This is a genomic window from Desulfoluna sp. CLI2B, assembly GCF_056847375.1.
Genome location: NZ_CP186557.1, coordinates 1,960,215 through 1,974,767, shown reverse-complemented (window position 1 = coordinate 1,974,767; position 14,553 = coordinate 1,960,215). Strand labels below are relative to the sequence as shown.

The 14,553-nt window shown below is 42.7% G+C and carries 19 protein-coding genes; 15 read left to right on the top strand and 4 right to left on the bottom strand.

The window, feature by feature from the left end; all coding sequences use genetic code 11:
• The first annotated feature begins 414 nt into the window (after nt 1-414).
• From ACOYW2_RS09515 to ACOYW2_RS09450, 14 genes are all read left to right on the top strand, one after another.
• Entirely contained in the window at nt 415-1,125 is a 711-nt protein-coding gene (locus tag ACOYW2_RS09515) for an Abi-alpha family protein (RefSeq protein WP_482422713.1), read from the top strand.
• 111 nt (nt 1,126-1,236) lie between these two features.
• Nucleotides 1,237-1,548, top strand: a complete 312-nt coding sequence (locus tag ACOYW2_RS09510) for a hypothetical protein (RefSeq protein WP_482422712.1) — start codon at nt 1,237-1,239, stop codon at nt 1,546-1,548.
• Nucleotides 1,549-1,702: 154 nt separating this feature from the next.
• Nucleotides 1,703-2,560 carry a DUF2971 domain-containing protein gene (locus tag ACOYW2_RS09505; protein WP_482422711.1) on the top strand — a complete coding sequence of 286 codons (858 nt, stop codon included), beginning with the start codon at nt 1,703-1,705 and terminating at the stop codon, nt 2,558-2,560.
• 153 nt (nt 2,561-2,713) lie between these two features.
• Nucleotides 2,714-2,968: a hypothetical protein gene (locus ACOYW2_RS09500; RefSeq protein ID WP_482770241.1), complete on the top strand. Its 255-nt coding sequence runs from the start codon at nt 2,714-2,716 to the stop codon at nt 2,966-2,968.
• Nucleotides 2,969-3,275: 307 nt separating this feature from the next.
• On the top strand, nt 3,276-3,866 hold the full coding sequence (locus ACOYW2_RS09495; RefSeq protein WP_482770240.1) for a hypothetical protein: 591 nt from the start codon (nt 3,276-3,278) through the stop codon (nt 3,864-3,866).
• Between the two features lie 140 nt (nt 3,867-4,006).
• The gene (locus tag ACOYW2_RS09490; protein ID WP_482770239.1) at nt 4,007-4,330 is read left to right on the top strand and encodes a hypothetical protein; all 324 of its coding nucleotides are present in this window, start codon (nt 4,007-4,009) and stop codon (nt 4,328-4,330) included.
• Between the two features lie 99 nt (nt 4,331-4,429).
• Nucleotides 4,430-4,795 carry a hypothetical protein gene (locus tag ACOYW2_RS09485; protein ID WP_482770238.1) on the top strand — a complete coding sequence of 122 codons (366 nt, stop codon included), beginning with the start codon at nt 4,430-4,432 and terminating at the stop codon, nt 4,793-4,795.
• Nucleotides 4,796-4,875: 80 nt separating this feature from the next.
• Nucleotides 4,876-5,181 carry a competence protein CoiA family protein gene (locus tag ACOYW2_RS09480; protein WP_482770237.1) on the top strand — a complete coding sequence of 102 codons (306 nt, stop codon included), beginning with the start codon at nt 4,876-4,878 and terminating at the stop codon, nt 5,179-5,181.
• Between the two features lie 136 nt (nt 5,182-5,317).
• Nucleotides 5,318-5,869 carry a hypothetical protein gene (locus tag ACOYW2_RS09475; protein WP_482770236.1) on the top strand — a complete coding sequence of 184 codons (552 nt, stop codon included), beginning with the start codon at nt 5,318-5,320 and terminating at the stop codon, nt 5,867-5,869.
• A 72-nt stretch (nt 5,870-5,941) separates the two neighbouring features.
• Nucleotides 5,942-6,772 carry a hypothetical protein gene (locus ACOYW2_RS09470; RefSeq protein ID WP_482770235.1) on the top strand — a complete coding sequence of 277 codons (831 nt, stop codon included), beginning with the start codon at nt 5,942-5,944 and terminating at the stop codon, nt 6,770-6,772.
• A 97-nt stretch (nt 6,773-6,869) separates the two neighbouring features.
• Nucleotides 6,870-7,169 carry a hypothetical protein gene (locus ACOYW2_RS09465; RefSeq protein WP_482770234.1) on the top strand — a complete coding sequence of 100 codons (300 nt, stop codon included), beginning with the start codon at nt 6,870-6,872 and terminating at the stop codon, nt 7,167-7,169.
• 10 nt (nt 7,170-7,179) lie between these two features.
• Entirely contained in the window at nt 7,180-7,728 is a 549-nt protein-coding gene (locus tag ACOYW2_RS09460) for a hypothetical protein (RefSeq protein ID WP_482770233.1), read from the top strand.
• 91 nt (nt 7,729-7,819) lie between these two features.
• Complete coding sequence (locus tag ACOYW2_RS09455; RefSeq protein WP_482770232.1) at nt 7,820-8,512, top strand: hypothetical protein; 693 nt, start codon at nt 7,820-7,822, stop codon at nt 8,510-8,512.
• A gap of 160 nt (nt 8,513-8,672) precedes the next feature.
• Nucleotides 8,673-8,933: an FmdB family zinc ribbon protein gene (locus ACOYW2_RS09450; RefSeq protein ID WP_482770231.1), complete on the top strand. Its 261-nt coding sequence runs from the start codon at nt 8,673-8,675 to the stop codon at nt 8,931-8,933.
• A 318-nt stretch (nt 8,934-9,251) separates the two neighbouring features.
• Here the strand turns inward: ACOYW2_RS09450 and ACOYW2_RS09445 are convergent, their stop codons facing one another.
• Nucleotides 9,252-10,067 carry a site-specific integrase gene (locus tag ACOYW2_RS09445; RefSeq protein WP_482770230.1) on the bottom strand — a complete coding sequence of 272 codons (816 nt, stop codon included), beginning with the start codon at nt 10,065-10,067 and terminating at the stop codon, nt 9,252-9,254.
• Between the two features lie 299 nt (nt 10,068-10,366).
• On the opposite strand from ACOYW2_RS09445, the gene ACOYW2_RS09440 reads away from it, so the two are divergent.
• A complete protein-coding gene (locus ACOYW2_RS09440; RefSeq protein ID WP_482770229.1) occupies nt 10,367-10,939 on the top strand; it encodes a macro domain-containing protein in 573 nt (190 codons plus the stop codon).
• A 701-nt stretch (nt 10,940-11,640) separates the two neighbouring features.
• Here the strand turns inward: ACOYW2_RS09440 and ACOYW2_RS09435 are convergent.
• Genes ACOYW2_RS09435 through ACOYW2_RS09425 form a run of 3 tightly spaced genes read right to left on the bottom strand, consistent with a single transcriptional unit; the run spans nt 11,641 to nt 14,541 of the window.
• The gene (locus tag ACOYW2_RS09435) at nt 11,641-12,231 is read right to left on the bottom strand and encodes a helix-turn-helix transcriptional regulator (protein WP_180141376.1); all 591 of its coding nucleotides are present in this window, start codon (nt 12,229-12,231) and stop codon (nt 11,641-11,643) included.
• Between the two features lie 3 nt (nt 12,232-12,234).
• Complete coding sequence (locus ACOYW2_RS09430) at nt 12,235-13,617, bottom strand: HlyD family type I secretion periplasmic adaptor subunit (RefSeq protein WP_180141374.1); 1,383 nt, start codon at nt 13,615-13,617, stop codon at nt 12,235-12,237.
• Entirely contained in the window at nt 13,618-14,541 is a 924-nt protein-coding gene (locus ACOYW2_RS09425) for an ATP-binding cassette domain-containing protein (protein ID WP_482770228.1), read from the bottom strand.
• Between the last annotated feature and the right edge of the window lie 12 nt (nt 14,542-14,553).

Sequence of the window (14,553 nt, the reverse complement as noted above, 5' to 3'; positions counted from 1 at the left end):
GGCTATAAACGGACAGTCGCCTTTGTGTTCAGCATACAGCTGAATGCCCGAGAAAATGATGTGTGAATTTAAAAGTAACACTATTAATAACAACAAACACCGATGACATCCTGTAAGGATGTCTAAAAATGCCAGAAATATAAGAATATGCGACAAGTCAGTCCCGTATTCCAGCATATGGTGGATTATGGGACAACGTTGTCGGTTTTTACCTTTGAGAAGGTATTATGGGACAGATCGGTTCCCAATAAATGGAATACGGGACATGCTGGTCCCATATTCCCGAGGATCTATGGAATATCGGACAATATTGTCCATATTTACCCCTGAGAGGGTGTTATGGGACAAAAATGTCCACTAATAATTGTTATGTATCTTCATGTAACTCTCAAATTGATTTGAAAGTAGATAACTATGCTCACACCAGAAGAAATTAAAATATATAACGAATCCCTTAAAATTGTAAAAAATTATTCCGACGCAATTTTATTAGGCCCATTAAACCAGCTTGGTGGAATTCTTAGTGAAACAATTGGCTTCTGGAGGCTCAAAAATCAAGTTCGCATAATGCTCAAGACCAAAGAATTGTTAGAGGAAAAAAATATAAAACCCGAACATATTTCTCCGAGTATATTTGTACCACTACTTGAAAATGGTGCAAATACAGATGAAGAAAACCTTGTGAATATGTTTTCTTCATTAATGGCGTGCCACCTTGACCCTGAAGCTCAAAACAAAGTACATCCTTCTTATACAAAAATTCTGAGCGAAATGTCTCTGTTGGATGCTCAAGTCATGATTGAGTATCGAAAAACAGCATCGGCAAAACAGTATCGTGACCTGGGTCTTCGAGGTGCGCCATTAGTTGTGTCTTACGTTGCAAAACTTGTAAATAAATCAGCGGAGCAAATATACCTTTCTTGTCTAAATCTCGAGCGCTTAGGTGTAATAGTTAAGACTGGGTTTCGACCACCAGATGATCATTCTGTACCTAAAATTTTTGAGGAAAGTACAGAGCATCAAGAATTTAGAATAACAGAGTTTGGTATTTCATTTTGTGATGCTTGCCATCACAATAAAGAAGATACGAATGATATTTATTGGAAAAAAATACATAACAAATAAATTCAGGGGACGCAAAAAGCCGCGCCCCTGATTTAAAACGTTAGAGGCACAAATACTATTATGAATTGTCCACACTGTAATAAGCCTGGAGTAAGTGTTTGGTCAAAAGCTATGGCAGGTACATCCCTTGCTGCTAAGTGTAGAATATGCGGTAAACCATCATCTATTAGTGGCGGTATTTTATGGGGAGTCGGTGCATTATCCCACTTCATTTTCATTGGTGCTGCGATAGCATCATTATATTATTGGAATTGGTTGCCGCTCATAGCCGCACTGGTAGTGTACGTTTTGTTTCACATTTTCTTGGTTAAGTTTGCACCACTTAAGGCAATAGAGGATAAACAAACGTCAAAAACTCAAAAATTCTTTTGGTTATCTGTAATTGCTTTAATTTTCGTGATTTTTTTATTGCGTATGACCTGATAACTCAGTCCTCTAACAAGCGCTTCCACGCCGACCGGGCGCAAGCGCCGTTTTTCTTGCTGTTTCGCCTTTTGTCGGTCGCCATATTTCAAACACTTTCGCGCTTCGGCGCCCGTCGGGTGAAGCGCGGCGTTAAATTTTTATCGAGAGAACTATGATTGTTTATCATTACACGTCAGTAGATGGTTTGTTGGGTATTTTAAATTCTCAAAAGCTATGGGCGACTCACTTTGAATATTTAAATGATAGTACTGAATATACATATGCAAAAGACATCATAAGAGAATCCGTTGATCAAATTGATAATGCTCTTGTCCATAGACACAGAGAAATATTTGATATTTGCGTAAGACAAATCTACGATATTTATGATGTCTATACATGCTCATTTTCTAAAAAATCAGATACTCTTAGCCAATGGCGAGGATATTGTCCTTACGAGGGTGGATTTTGTATCGGCTTTGACAGCCAAAGTATAAATACTATTTTTCAAAACTCACTCATGGAATGTGTATATGATTATTCCGAACAGAAAAAAATAGTTGAAAATTTGGCTATTGAATTTTGTTCTAATGTAGAAAAATTAACAACTGGTGTTAAGCTAACATTTCCAGATGAATGGGAATCCATTTTTAAAGTTTTACCAATCAAATCTTATTCCAATGTTCCAACGAAACATCCTTTAGATTTAGAAAAAAATCATATCTTTGTAAGATACGAACTCGCAAAACTATCGGCAAGACTAAAGCATCCAAGTTTTAGTGAAGAATCCGAGATTAGGTATATCAATATTAAAGAGAAAGATGATAACGCAAATGTAAAGATTCGATCTAAAGGTAACTTACTTATTCCATATATCGATTTGTCATTTCCATCGAATTCTATTAAGGAAATACTGATTGGGCCAAGTGTAAACAAAAACTTGAATATAATGCCTTTGAACATATTGAAAAATCATAACAAATATGATTTCAACATTTTAAAATCAACCATACCCTTTAAAAACTGGTAACAATCACAAATTTAACAAATCATTACACCGGATCGGGCTACAGCTGCACTTCGTTGAGCGACTTCGGTTTTCGAACGATTTTTACCTATCCACCGTTGTCGGCCTTCGCCGCCCTCACCGGTGAATTCAATCGTTAAATGACTTAATTTGCATATGAATATAGCCTCAAAAGAAGAAGCTTTAGAGTTTGTAAATCCATATTTCGGTAAACCCGTTAGCCGTGTCTGGCAGGGCTATGGAAGTGCAATCTTCTTAGAAGTTGGGAACCTTACGAATGATAAAGGCGAACTCACTATCATGATCCAGTGGAGTTGGCGAGTAGAAAAAGGTCATGAAATTGCATTTGGTAGTTGGTCCTCAGACTCTGATTTTTCTGAGTACCTTAAGCAGTTAAATGGCCTATCCTAAGATGATTCATTCGAGTCCCGGTTACCAGAAATTGTCGTTGAACTAACCAATGATATATGGGTTTGTTCCTTTTCAACGGTAGAAGGTGATCCAGAATGGGCATTGATGAACCGAAAGCAAACATTAGTGTCTTCAAAAGGTAAGCTTGTATTTGAATAGCGGCATTTAACAATTGCTTTCACGCCGACCGGGTGCAAGTGCGGTTTTTTCAGTCTGCTTCGTCACCCGATTGTTGTCAAATATCAAGCACTTTCGTGCTTCGGCACCCGTCGGGTGAAGCACGCGTTAGCCATTGGATCTCATCATTATGGATTACAAAATTGGTTCCAGAGACTATTTAAAAAGAGCAAAAATATGTATAGATGCAAATAAACTTGAAACTCTATTTTATGCAGCATTCGAACTTCGTTGTGGCGTCGAAGCGAGAATGCAACAATATCTTGAAGTTCAGAAACATATTTCAAAAAAGAAAAAACAAGGTTGGCAAGTTGCCAAACTGGCAAAGAACATTGAGTCCGTTTTTAGCACTGGAGAAAAAGAAGCTATTTTAGATATTTATAACTTTGATAAAAGCGAAATCCTATTACAAACAAAATATACCCCTGTAAAAAAATCTCTTCGAAAAAAAGCCGAAATGCTTGGAAACTATCTACACAATGCAAAAAAATACAATAATCCTACGTCTGAATACTGGATTGAGTTTCGCAAATTATTGAATCAAGCAGTCTCTGAATTAGAATATGCGAACTCCGGTCGTCTTTTAGGCCCTGTATTAATGCATAAAAACAAAAAATATATAGATGTAAAACTGGAAGTTCCAACGCAAAAAGAACAAGATTTTGCTCAGTCAGTTCTACTGAATAACAAAAAAATAATCGCTAACATTCGATACGAATAAGTGGCTAACATGTCATTTCACCGGACGGGCTTACAGCTGCTCTTCGGCGAGCGACTTCGGTTTTCAAACAATTTAACCTATTCACCGGTGTCGGTCTGCGCCGCCCTCGCGGTGAATTCAGCGTTAGGTTTCAATCGGTAATGGAAAAATCAATTAGAAAATATGAAATTGGCAAAGGTTTTAGCCAAGACAATTCGATCTTTCCTTATGGAATTCGATATGTTCCAGATATGGAAAAGCCTATATATTTTTGGAGTGGTTACACTTGGCTTTTGAATGGATGTTATTGTTCCGCCAAAAAGGCATTATTTCCTTCATGGAAAGAGCATTTCGTATTGTCAAAATCCGTATGGTTTATTCCAATAGTTGAAAAAATTGCTTCTGGGCAACACGTTTCTATTGATGAAATCGAGAAAGCTAAAGGCAATAAACTCAAATACTTTGATGAAACATTAAAAACCTAACAAACGCATTGTAAGGGATCGCTGGCGCTCCGCGCCAGTGCCCTCGCTTCGCTCGGCGGCCCCACATGCGTGGCGTTAAATGACCAGGGAATCTAAACATTGCCGTATTACATAGATAAAATAAGCCAGTTTCTTCCTTTAGCCATAGAACAATGCCTTTGGGAAAATGAATGCTTTAGCGTATCGGGGAAAAATTGGTTATTTTCAACCTCATCTTCTTGGCGAGTCAGCTCACAACAAGGTATCGAATTTGGAGCAGAGTCATATCCAAATGGTGCAGAACTTAACTCACTTATAGGATTAAAGATCATTCGCGCAAGAGCCTCTGGTTTTGTAGCTTTAGATATTCAATTGGTTTTAGAAAATGGGAAAGCCATCGAATGTTTCTCGGCAACTCATTTTGAGCCATGGGAATTACGCCTGCCAGATGAAACATTTATAGTTGCTGATGGTAATGATTCATAAATATAGCCATTTAACAAGGCTATTTCAGCCGACGCAAAAAGCCGCGCGGCTGAATAGAAACGTTAGCTTTCATTCTCAATATGGAAACAAATCACATAAAATACAAATACGCATTATCCGAATTTGGTGCTGTACTATGTATTGATTCCATAACTAAAAATGACAGAAAAGATTATTCGTGTATCGGATGTGGAAAACCGCTAATACCTGTTTTGGGTGAAATTAGAAGATGGCATTTTAGACACAAGCACATTCAAGATTGTAATTTTCAATCATATTTACACAGGCTTGCAAAAAAACTCTTCATAGAGCGTTATAATAAATGTCTTTTTAGCAATTTGCCATTTTATATTGAATACGAAGTACCAGTAATCTTCATTATTTAGAACACAAACTTTATGTGAAAAAAGCAAAGAACTAAAAACTTACGATCTTACAAAACAGTTCATTTCAATATTTGAAGAAAAAAAGGATGGCTTCTTAATTCCAGACTTACAGTTACATACAGCAAAAGGTATTAAATTGTATATCGAGATCGCTGTTACACACCAATCTACAACTGAAAAAATAAATTCTGGTGTTAGAATTATTGAATTTTCAATAGAGAATGAGCAGGACTTAGAAATTTTAAATTTGGATCCAATATCGGTGACTCATGACCAAATTAAATTTTATAATTTCAATCCAAGACCCATAAATCAAAACTTAAAAGATAGTTGTCCCTATTATGTTACTTATTTCTCAGTTTTTTCAAATGGAAAATGCATAATTGGAAATGTTCCAATTTTTGAGTTTGAAAATTTAAAAAACAACCCAAGTAATTACATTACTCAAATTCAAAAAGCATCTTCATCTGTTTTTGTAGAAGAAACAGAAAGAGCCTTTTGTAATGGAATCAGAGTAAAAAACTGTTTTCTCTGTCGTTACCATGCAATAAACACAAGCCTTAAAAAAGACAAACAGAAACCAATATTTTGTAAATATTTCAAAACATCAAAAAGTTCAAATTTCGCTGCAAATTGTGAAATATATTTACCTGACAAAAAAGTATTTAAATTCAACCCAAAAAGCTAACAACGGCATAAAGGGCGACGGCAAAAAGCCGCCGCGCCTTATGCCAAGCGTTATGCATGTAAATAAGGACACATGGAACACAAGTTAAGCAGAGATCCGTTATTTATTAGTTGTTTTTGGGGAGGCCTCATTCTTGGAGGCCTTATATCTCTAATCTTAATTCTGAATAACAACCTTAGAGTTTGTTTTGAACTACAATGCTTTAGCACATTCTTGGAGATATTTTCTCTTCCAATCCGTACGGTAGCGGCAGGTATGGCTCTTGCGGCGTTTAGAGCGACTATTTTCAGAAGTAACCAAACTAAATTGCAATTAGAAGAAACTATAAGGCAAAATACATTTAAAAATTTTATAGAGCATAAAAAAGAATTCATGAACGTCTTAGATATGCTTGAGTCTGCACACGCTATTAAAATCGATGATAAAGGATATTTATATAAAAGTGTTTTCCCTGAAAACAATCCTGTTTGTGTTAAGTTCAACTCACAGGAACTTGATTGTGATAGATCTTGGTTAGACTTTAAGTTAGATAAATTTAACATACTAATTGAAACATATAATAAAATCGGTTCCAGAATCTGCTTAGATGACAAATCTCTTACTCCACAGGGAATTGCTCGATGGTTGGGAGATTATATTTTTTTAATACAAATACTTGATATAACGTTCCCAGAAAGCAATGTAGTTTCAAAAAAATACAAAGGCCTATTTTTCGATTCTGACGAATTCAATATGATTCCATCAAATATAAGCAAAAGTTTTTATACAGTATCTGAATACTTTAATCAGCTCTTTGCATTTTCATTACCAAACCGAGATGAAAAAATTAAAATAGCTGGAATAAGAACTTTTGATTCAAGATTTGATGAACAACTCAAAGTTTTTACTACAGATAGCGCATAACAAGGCTATTTCAGCCGACGCAAAAAGCCGCGCAGCTGAATAGCAGCGTTATGTGGTCAAGCCGCTATTTTCTATGGGAAAGACATGTCCAAATTAAATGAAGACGAAATACAATTTGATTCTTGTACGAATGAAAAGGGTTGGTCAAGATGAAAAGCCTCTTTTCGATTTTTGGCCATACTTTGATTCAATTCCAATAGAGGATTTTGATGGTTTTGACTGTGCTGAAGGCTGTGTAAGCTATGTTTGGCGCGACTCGACGAGAGCCTTTGATCATGTACTGATTAATTCCGATGTCAAGAATGTATTTATGGTTCTTGTTTTAGACATCAATCACAAAAAAGTTGTTGGCCATCGTCTCCTAAATTTGAATAAAGAATACGCAATCGGCACATAACAATTGGCTCATGGCCGACCCCAAAAAGCTGGCCACGTCTTTTGTAATTTCAACCGCTGTCCCTATCAGCTTTTTGGGTCGGCATAGCCATGCGTTAGGCAAAAGGGTAACTATGATTCGAAAAGTCTTCCATTTTTTTAAACCTCGTAAAGTTTTCGAAAATGTACTACTTGTTAGAATCAAGTACATCATCAAATTACTCTTTAAATCATACAGCTATGGTGCAATTAAAATCATTGGGACACAATATTCTATTTCGATACTGAAAGTTCCAACTGGAAAGAACCCTATAGTTGTAAAACCGGTACAAGACAAAGATATATTTGCTGAATTCTTGAATACATACGAACTCGAATACTTCTTTGTAAAAGATTCATGTAAAATTTACATTCACTACTCCGTGCGTGAGCGTGGAAACTCAAATTACGTATCAGTTCAAGATTTTGTAGAAATGATAATTGCAAAGCTTTTAACCAAGCAAAGTAGCTATCAAGTTTTTGTAAAAGTATTTGATATTGAAACAGAATCTAAAATAATACAAAAATTGGGCTATGCCTAACAAATGCATGGTAACGGACCGCCCTCCGCTGCGTTCCGGGTTCCCTCGCTGACGCTCGGCGGCCCCACATGCATAGCGTTAGACAACTACCATGAAATCTATGAAAATAATTAAGATTTTTTTACTTATTTTATATTTCTTACTTAGCCAAGTAAGTCATTCTGTGGCCAATGACTTTTGGATTCGATCTGATGCCTATGTTACTGGGGCATATACAGTTGTCGTGGAAATTGAGACGAACATACCTGATTCTTCAATTTTATCAGCAAATATCGGTCTTAAAGGGCTTAACCCTGAAGGAGTTTTTATCGGCACGAACTACTCGGAGGTTCCTGTCGTGAACAGTCAAGCTAAGGTGATTATCGATGGAGCCAACAGGCCATTTCCAAAAGGTTCTAAGCTGCCTACGGGTGATTATGATGTATCAGTAGTCTTCTTTCCATCATTGCCTGAAAATCAGGATATCGCTTGCGAAGCTAAAATTAATGATCCAATAAGAGCATTATCATCTGTTTTTCTTGAAGCATCAGGAAAGAGCTCTGATGATGCAAAAAGAGCAGCTGAAGCTTTAGGGTGGGCCAAAGCAAATTTATATTATGGCTGCCCATGGGAACCTACTTTTTGGCGTAATAAATATGGCGGCTTTGAACAAGCGGATTGCAGTACAAAAAATCCCGAAGTACTTAAAGTATATTATATTAAATCAATTGATATGTCGCTTTTGGTTGATGTCGTAAAAGGAGAGATTTTGGAGTATGGAACTGGCCTACAATGCAAGCCGTAGAGTGAAACGGTTTTTTGTCTAACAATTACTTGCACGCCGACCGGGTGCAAGTGCGGTTTTTCGGTCGTATTCGTCGCCCAGTGGTTGTCAAATATCAAACACTGTCGTGCTTCAGCACCCGTCGGGTGAAGCATGCGTTATGTTTCAAAAGGAGCACACAATGGATCCAATCATAATCAAACTAATAGCAGCTCTTTTTTGGGCAGTGGTCGTTGGCCTTCTTGCCAAACGTAAAAATCTAAACCCTATCGGCTGGGGAATAGCGGGAGCATTATCTTGGCTAATTGCCCTCATTATATTGGCATTTATGCCGTATGTGTGTCCTAAGTGTGGTGGTAAATTATCAAATGCTGACGCTAAATCTGGCTCATGTCCAAGCTGTAACGCTCCTGCCGAAAATGAAGCAGGAGCGCAAAGTTAGGTTGTGAAAAACATAAGAGGAAAAATTTCTTTAGTGGTAAGCATTATAGCCTTTGGTTTCATTTATTTCGGCCTTGATACGACTGCCGACGCAATTGGTGTTCCTACGTATATTGACTTTGATGAAACTATTACAGTCACAAGAGGGTCAGGTCGGTATTCCTAAGTGGAGGACATAGATGGCGAAAGTACAGACGTAGGTATCTATATTACGATCGCAAGCATTATGCTTGCGTGGTGAATTTATCACTGGGTACTGACCGAGAAAGTTAATGGTGAAATATCGAGAGAAAGCCATATAACTTGAATGCATTGGTTGTTAGGAATGATGGAAGTAAGCCATGGTGGTTTCGAGGTTGCTATGCCCCATGTAACGTTTCACGACCCTCGGGTTGACTCCAGCCTCAAGCAGGTGGGTGGCATAACAATGGCGCAATGTATGGATGGATACCCTGCATTTCTTGATGCCCGCTGCATATCGGGCCTTTCGGAAGGCGCCCTGCACGCCTTCGATGGACATGACCTTATCGGTGGTGGGGGCTTCTGTGTTCCCACGTCGCCGAGCAGGGAAAATCAGGGTGGGGTTGCGGTGGTTGCGCCAGTATTGCCTCAGGACACCCAGTGTGTGTTTCGGCAAAGGCACATAACGATCCTTGGCCCCCTTGCCGCGATGGACGTGAAGCATCATTCGGGCGCTGTCGCTATCTGAAACTCGGAGATTGAGGCCTTCGGATAACCTGAGGCCGCATGCATAGACCGTATGATAAAACGCCAGGTTGTGTGGGGTTGTCACATGATTCAATATGCGGAAGACCTCCTCACGGCTGAGGATACACGGCAGGTTTTTTTCCCGCCTGGCCTTCAGGTAAGAAAAGAGATGGAAGTCTTGCTTTAACACATTGGTGAAGAAGAACTTGATTCCGTAATGGGCGATACCCATGGTGGAGGCGGACCACCCGTCAACGTTTCGACGATGAAGAAAGTAGGCTTCAATTTCTTCTTCCGTGATTTTGTCAGGCGTCTTGCCACAATAATCGACAAGCTTGCGAACAGCGCGTGTGTATGCCCTTTGGGTGCTCTTTCCCAAACCTGCCAGTTGCAAAGCGCGCATTGATTTTTCATAATAGTCGTGCATCGTAGTCTCCATTGGTTAGAATTGGTTGAGTTACCGGAAGGCTACGATGTTTTTCTTTCGTTTTAAATATGCTGGTATGCAGGGATATTGATTTTTGATATGCAGGTTGAGGAATGATTTGCCGCGTAGCGGCTTTCTTGAACAAACGATTGAACACCGATCGAGCACAACTCAGTCGGCCGAAGGCTTTCACATTTCAAGCTCAGTCGTGCTACCCGCCCGCTGGGTGAAGCGCGGCGGGCGCTATATAAAATATGATTTTCAAACGACATAAAATAATAAAAAAATTTGGATCGAGTATGAAGAGCCCCTTGAAATTGACCATATGCGATCTTAATTCATCAGTCCTCGATACATTTAGTGCGGAATTTCAGGATATAAATGAAGTTTCAGTTGTTGAGGGGGATATTACCAAGTTCAAGTGCGATGCTCTTATAACTGCTGGAAACAGTTTCGGGGATATGGGTGGTGGAGTCGATAAAGCAATAGATGATAGTTTTAATGGGGAGGCTCAAGAATTAGTCCAGAAAAACATTACAGATACTTTCTTTGGAGAGTTACCCGTTGGAACGGCTCTAACAGTTTATCCAAATAAAAAAAGGCCAGCATTGATATATGCTCCGACAATGCGTATTCCAGGCCATATCCCCAATACTATCAACCCGTACTTGGCATTGCGAGCTGCGTTGATTGTTGCAATACAAAATAATTTTGAACATGTTGTTTGTTCAGCATTTGGTTGTGGTATTGGTGGGGTTTCTCCTGAAGATTCCGCTGAACAAATGAGGACGGCATTTATTATTATAGCATTCAATCAATGGAGAGAAATTGTTCACCCAGCTCAAGCACCATATGCTATGAGGCAATGTTAGCGGCAAGTAGATCTGAGGTTTTGTTATATTGAAAAGTCGATCGCTAAATGAACAGCTCGAGATAGGTAATCTCTCTGAAGTTATCAATATCGACTTCGATACTGAGACGTTGGTGGTTACAATATCAGTTGATAATTATAGGTTCGATATTGCCTTTTATAGCACCCTCGGCTTTAGAGTCCTTGACGAAGGCGATTTATTAGAATTTTGGCCGCATTGTTCCACAACAAATGGATGGCTTTTTGAAATTGAGAGTGGTGGATGGTTCGACCAAGAAAGCCAACGAAAAGGTTTTTTATCAATGGAGAACGTGAAGTGGCGCAAAACTTTTCATTGGAGGTGACGGTACCATCGCTGTTAACGCGCTTTGTTTTGAAAAACCTGACGTGACGGAAAGTATCCGGTAACAAGCACGTGCTCACGACCGGGCGCACGTGCTGCTTTTTCGGCCTTATTCGTTATCTGAAGTATTCCAAATATCAAGATATCGTTCCGTATTCATAGTCCAATATTCGTCATCTTTCCTTACATAAATCGGCGAGATGAGTATGGCACGACACACAAGTGACTCTCAATTCCAGTCGCTTTATATCCTGTCCGCTTTGACGAGCAAATCATTCCAGCCATATTGAGTTCATTTCCTTCAGGAGAAACAGTTTTTTACGTAGGCAAATTACCCCTTCACAAACCCGATAGACCAATCATCCCTTTTTCATCTTCACAGCCAACTCCAGGCGATCACGAAAGCCCGTTTTAGCAAAAATCGAGGTGAGATGGGCCTTTACCGTGCGCACGGTGATGACCATCTTTTCGGCGATCTCCTTGTTGGAGAGGCCTTCGGCTACAAAGCCTGCCACCTCTTCTTCCCGTCTGCTCAAGGGCTCCAGGGTATCGGGCAAGGCCTTTTCGGGCAGTGTCGGTGTAAGGGAGGCGATCATCCGGGTCACGAACTCAGGGGGCATCCAGACTTGGCCTTCCTTGACGGCCGTAATGGCCTGGGCCAGGTTTTCGCGGTGCATGTGGCGGTTTCCGTAGCCGCGGACCCCGCGCCGCAGAAGCCTCATGCCCTGGTCGTACAGGGGCCTTTCGGCAAGGGCAATCATGGGGGGGACAACCGAGTCCAGATTGTCCTCGCCGCAGGATTTCAAGTCGATGAGAAGCAGGCTCACAGAATTCGGTTCCACATCGGACAGCCCCTCAAGGCCGGTCACATGCACGAGATTGTCGTCATCAAGGGGAAGACCGGCAAGGGATTTCACCCACCGGCTATCGCTACTGCACACACAAATCATGAACTACCTCTCCCCCAACGCATTTTCTTTGGCCCTTAAAATCGGTTTCAACAGATAGGCCATCACGGTTTTGCTGCCCGTGATGATGTCCACCTGGGCCGTCATTCCAACTATAATCTCTTTTTTGTTCTCGTCCGTGCCGAGGTAGTTCCGGTCCGTCTCGATGCGGACCAGGTAGTACTCTTCCCTTCGGTCATCGGTGATGGTGTCCGCGCTGATGTGGGTCACCTGGCCGTCAAGGCCGCCGTAAATGGCAAAATCGTAGGCCGTGATCTTTACCACAGCCTTCAGGCCGGGGTAGAGAAAGGCGATGTCCGAGGGCTTGATTTTCGCTTCTACCACCAGGGATTCTTCATCCGGGACGATCTCCAGGATGTCCATGCCCGGCTTCACCACTCCGCCCACGGTGTTGATGAGGATCTGCTTGACCGTGCCGTTCACGGGGGACCGAACGCTTGTGCGCTGAACCCGGTCCTCAATGGCCAGGCGGCTCTGATTGAGGCGTTCGATCTCTGCCATCACCTTGTTGTACTCTTCCTGGGCCTCGCTTCGAAACCGCGCCTCCAGCTCACTGTTCTGCTCTTTGGCCTCCACAATACGGGAGTTGAGGGTTTCGACCTTTTTCCGCGCGCTTTCCAGCTCGTGGTTCCTGTCCAGGGATTTTTGCTTGAGCTGAATGTACTCCAGCTCAGAGACCAGCCCTTTCCTGTACAGAGGACGCGTGAGCTCCATCTCCCGGGCGATCATCTGAGTGCTGCTCTCCAGCATGCGGATGTTCATCTCTGCTTCGGCCAGCTCGATCTCGCGCTGGCGAAGCCGTTCGCGCATCACCTCGATTTCGCTTTGCTTGCGCCGGGTGTTGGTCTCGTAGAGGCGCTTCTCCTTTGCAAGCAGGTCCTTGACCTCCTGGGCTTCGGCCACGCCCTCCTCAAAGGAGAGAATTCCGGCTTCGGCCGCCAGACGGACGGAGCGGGCCGTGAGCTCATTGATGACCGAACTGCTCTCAGCGTAAGAGCTGCCCACGCCCGTGTCGTCGATGGCGATGAGCACCTCCCCTTTGGTCACCTTGTCCCCTTCCCGGACCCTGATCTCCTTGATGATGCCCCCTTCAAGGTTCTGCACCACCTGGATCTGGCGGGAAGGAATCACCTTGCCGATGCCGCGGGTCCGCTCATCCAGGCGCGCAACGCTCATCCACCCGAGAAGGGAAAACACCAGGGCGGCAATGATCCACAAAAAGAAATTTGATTTTTTGGGGTTTCCCGCAAGTACAGCAGCGCTCAAGCTGTTCATGAACTCAATGTCCTGGCTGCTGTATCGCCCGGACCGCCCCGACAGACGGCGCCCCTGGACGCCTTGTTTCCGCACACTCTTTTCGGTTGCCATTTACTGCGCTCCCCCCAGCTTTGCCAGCACCTCGGCCTTGGGGCCATCCATGGCAACGGACCCGTTGTGCATCACGATGATCCGGTCCACCACCTCCAGTATCGAGGGTTTGTGGGTAATGATGACCGTGGTCTTGCCCTGGGTCACCTGCTTTAAGTTGGAAATCACCTGAAGCTCCGTATTGAAATCCATGGCGTTGGTGGGTTCGTCCAGCAGGACCAAAGGGGTGTCGTCGATGAAGCAGCGGGCCAGGGCCACGGACTGGCGCTGCCCTCCCGAGAGGCTGGCGCCCCGCTCTCCCACCTGAAGGTCCATGCCCAGGGGGTGACGGTCCGTAAAGGTGTTCACCCTGCCGATTTCAGCCGCCCTGATGATGGCCCGATCGTCCGCATGGGGAGATTTCAGGGTCATGTTGTCCCGCACCGTACCGGAGAACAGAACCACATCCTGGGGCACGTAGCTGAAATGGTGCCGCAGGTCCACGGGATCGATCTGCCGGACATCCAGGCCATCCACAAAAACCGAGCCCTGATCCTGCTCGTAAAATCCAAGGAGGATCTTGCTGATGGTGGATTTACCCGAACCCACCTGACCGATGATCCCCACCCGCTCGCCAGCCTTGATGCGAAAGTTCACGTCCGACAGGGCATTGATCTGCTCGCCCGGGTAGGCAAAGCTCACGTCCTTGAACTCAATGTCGCCCTTGATATCCTGACGCCGGACAAACTGCTTGGTTGCGGGACGTTCCACCTCCTTGTCCATCAACTCGTTGAGGGATTTGAGCCCGGCGCGCATCTGCTCAAACCCGGAAAGCAGCGCTACCACCTGGGACATGGGGGCAATGGTGCGGGAAGAGAGCATGTTGATGGCAATAAGCCCGCCCATGGAGAGTTCGCCGGCTTTGATGAGGTAGACCCCCACCACGATAATGGCAAC

Excerpts from the sequence above, each read along its gene's own strand:
- ACOYW2_RS09510 (WP_482422712.1), top strand. The coding sequence starts at position 1,237 with ATGGCAGGTACATCCCTTGCTGCTAAGTGTAGAATATGCGGTAAACCA.
- ACOYW2_RS09455 (WP_482770232.1), top strand. The coding sequence starts at position 7,820 with ATGAAATCTATGAAAATAATTAAGATTTTTTTACTTATTTTATATTTC.
- ACOYW2_RS09490 (WP_482770239.1), top strand. The coding sequence starts at position 4,007 with ATGGAAAAATCAATTAGAAAATATGAAATTGGCAAAGGTTTTAGCCAA.
- ACOYW2_RS09470 (WP_482770235.1), top strand. The coding sequence starts at position 5,942 with ATGGAACACAAGTTAAGCAGAGATCCGTTATTTATTAGTTGTTTTTGG.
- ACOYW2_RS09440 (WP_482770229.1), top strand. The coding sequence starts at position 10,367 with ATGAAGAGCCCCTTGAAATTGACCATATGCGATCTTAATTCATCAGTC.
- ACOYW2_RS09460 (WP_482770233.1), top strand. The coding sequence starts at position 7,180 with ATGGCCGACCCCAAAAAGCTGGCCACGTCTTTTGTAATTTCAACCGCT.
- ACOYW2_RS09515 (WP_482422713.1), top strand. The coding sequence starts at position 415 with ATGCTCACACCAGAAGAAATTAAAATATATAACGAATCCCTTAAAATT.
- ACOYW2_RS09450 (WP_482770231.1), top strand. The coding sequence starts at position 8,673 with ATGGATCCAATCATAATCAAACTAATAGCAGCTCTTTTTTGGGCAGTG.
- ACOYW2_RS09445 (WP_482770230.1), bottom strand. The coding sequence starts at position 10,067 with ATGCACGACTATTATGAAAAATCAATGCGCGCTTTGCAACTGGCAGGT.
- ACOYW2_RS09505 (WP_482422711.1), top strand. The coding sequence starts at position 1,703 with ATGATTGTTTATCATTACACGTCAGTAGATGGTTTGTTGGGTATTTTA.
- ACOYW2_RS09465 (WP_482770234.1), top strand. The coding sequence starts at position 6,870 with ATGAAGACGAAATACAATTTGATTCTTGTACGAATGAAAAGGGTTGGT.
- ACOYW2_RS09495 (WP_482770240.1), top strand. The coding sequence starts at position 3,276 with ATGGATTACAAAATTGGTTCCAGAGACTATTTAAAAAGAGCAAAAATA.
- ACOYW2_RS09430 (WP_180141374.1), bottom strand. The coding sequence starts at position 13,617 with ATGGCAACCGAAAAGAGTGTGCGGAAACAAGGCGTCCAGGGGCGCCGT.
- ACOYW2_RS09435 (WP_180141376.1), bottom strand. The coding sequence starts at position 12,231 with ATGATTTGTGTGTGCAGTAGCGATAGCCGGTGGGTGAAATCCCTTGCC.
- ACOYW2_RS09480 (WP_482770237.1), top strand. The coding sequence starts at position 4,876 with ATGGAAACAAATCACATAAAATACAAATACGCATTATCCGAATTTGGT.
- ACOYW2_RS09500 (WP_482770241.1), top strand. The coding sequence starts at position 2,714 with ATGAATATAGCCTCAAAAGAAGAAGCTTTAGAGTTTGTAAATCCATAT.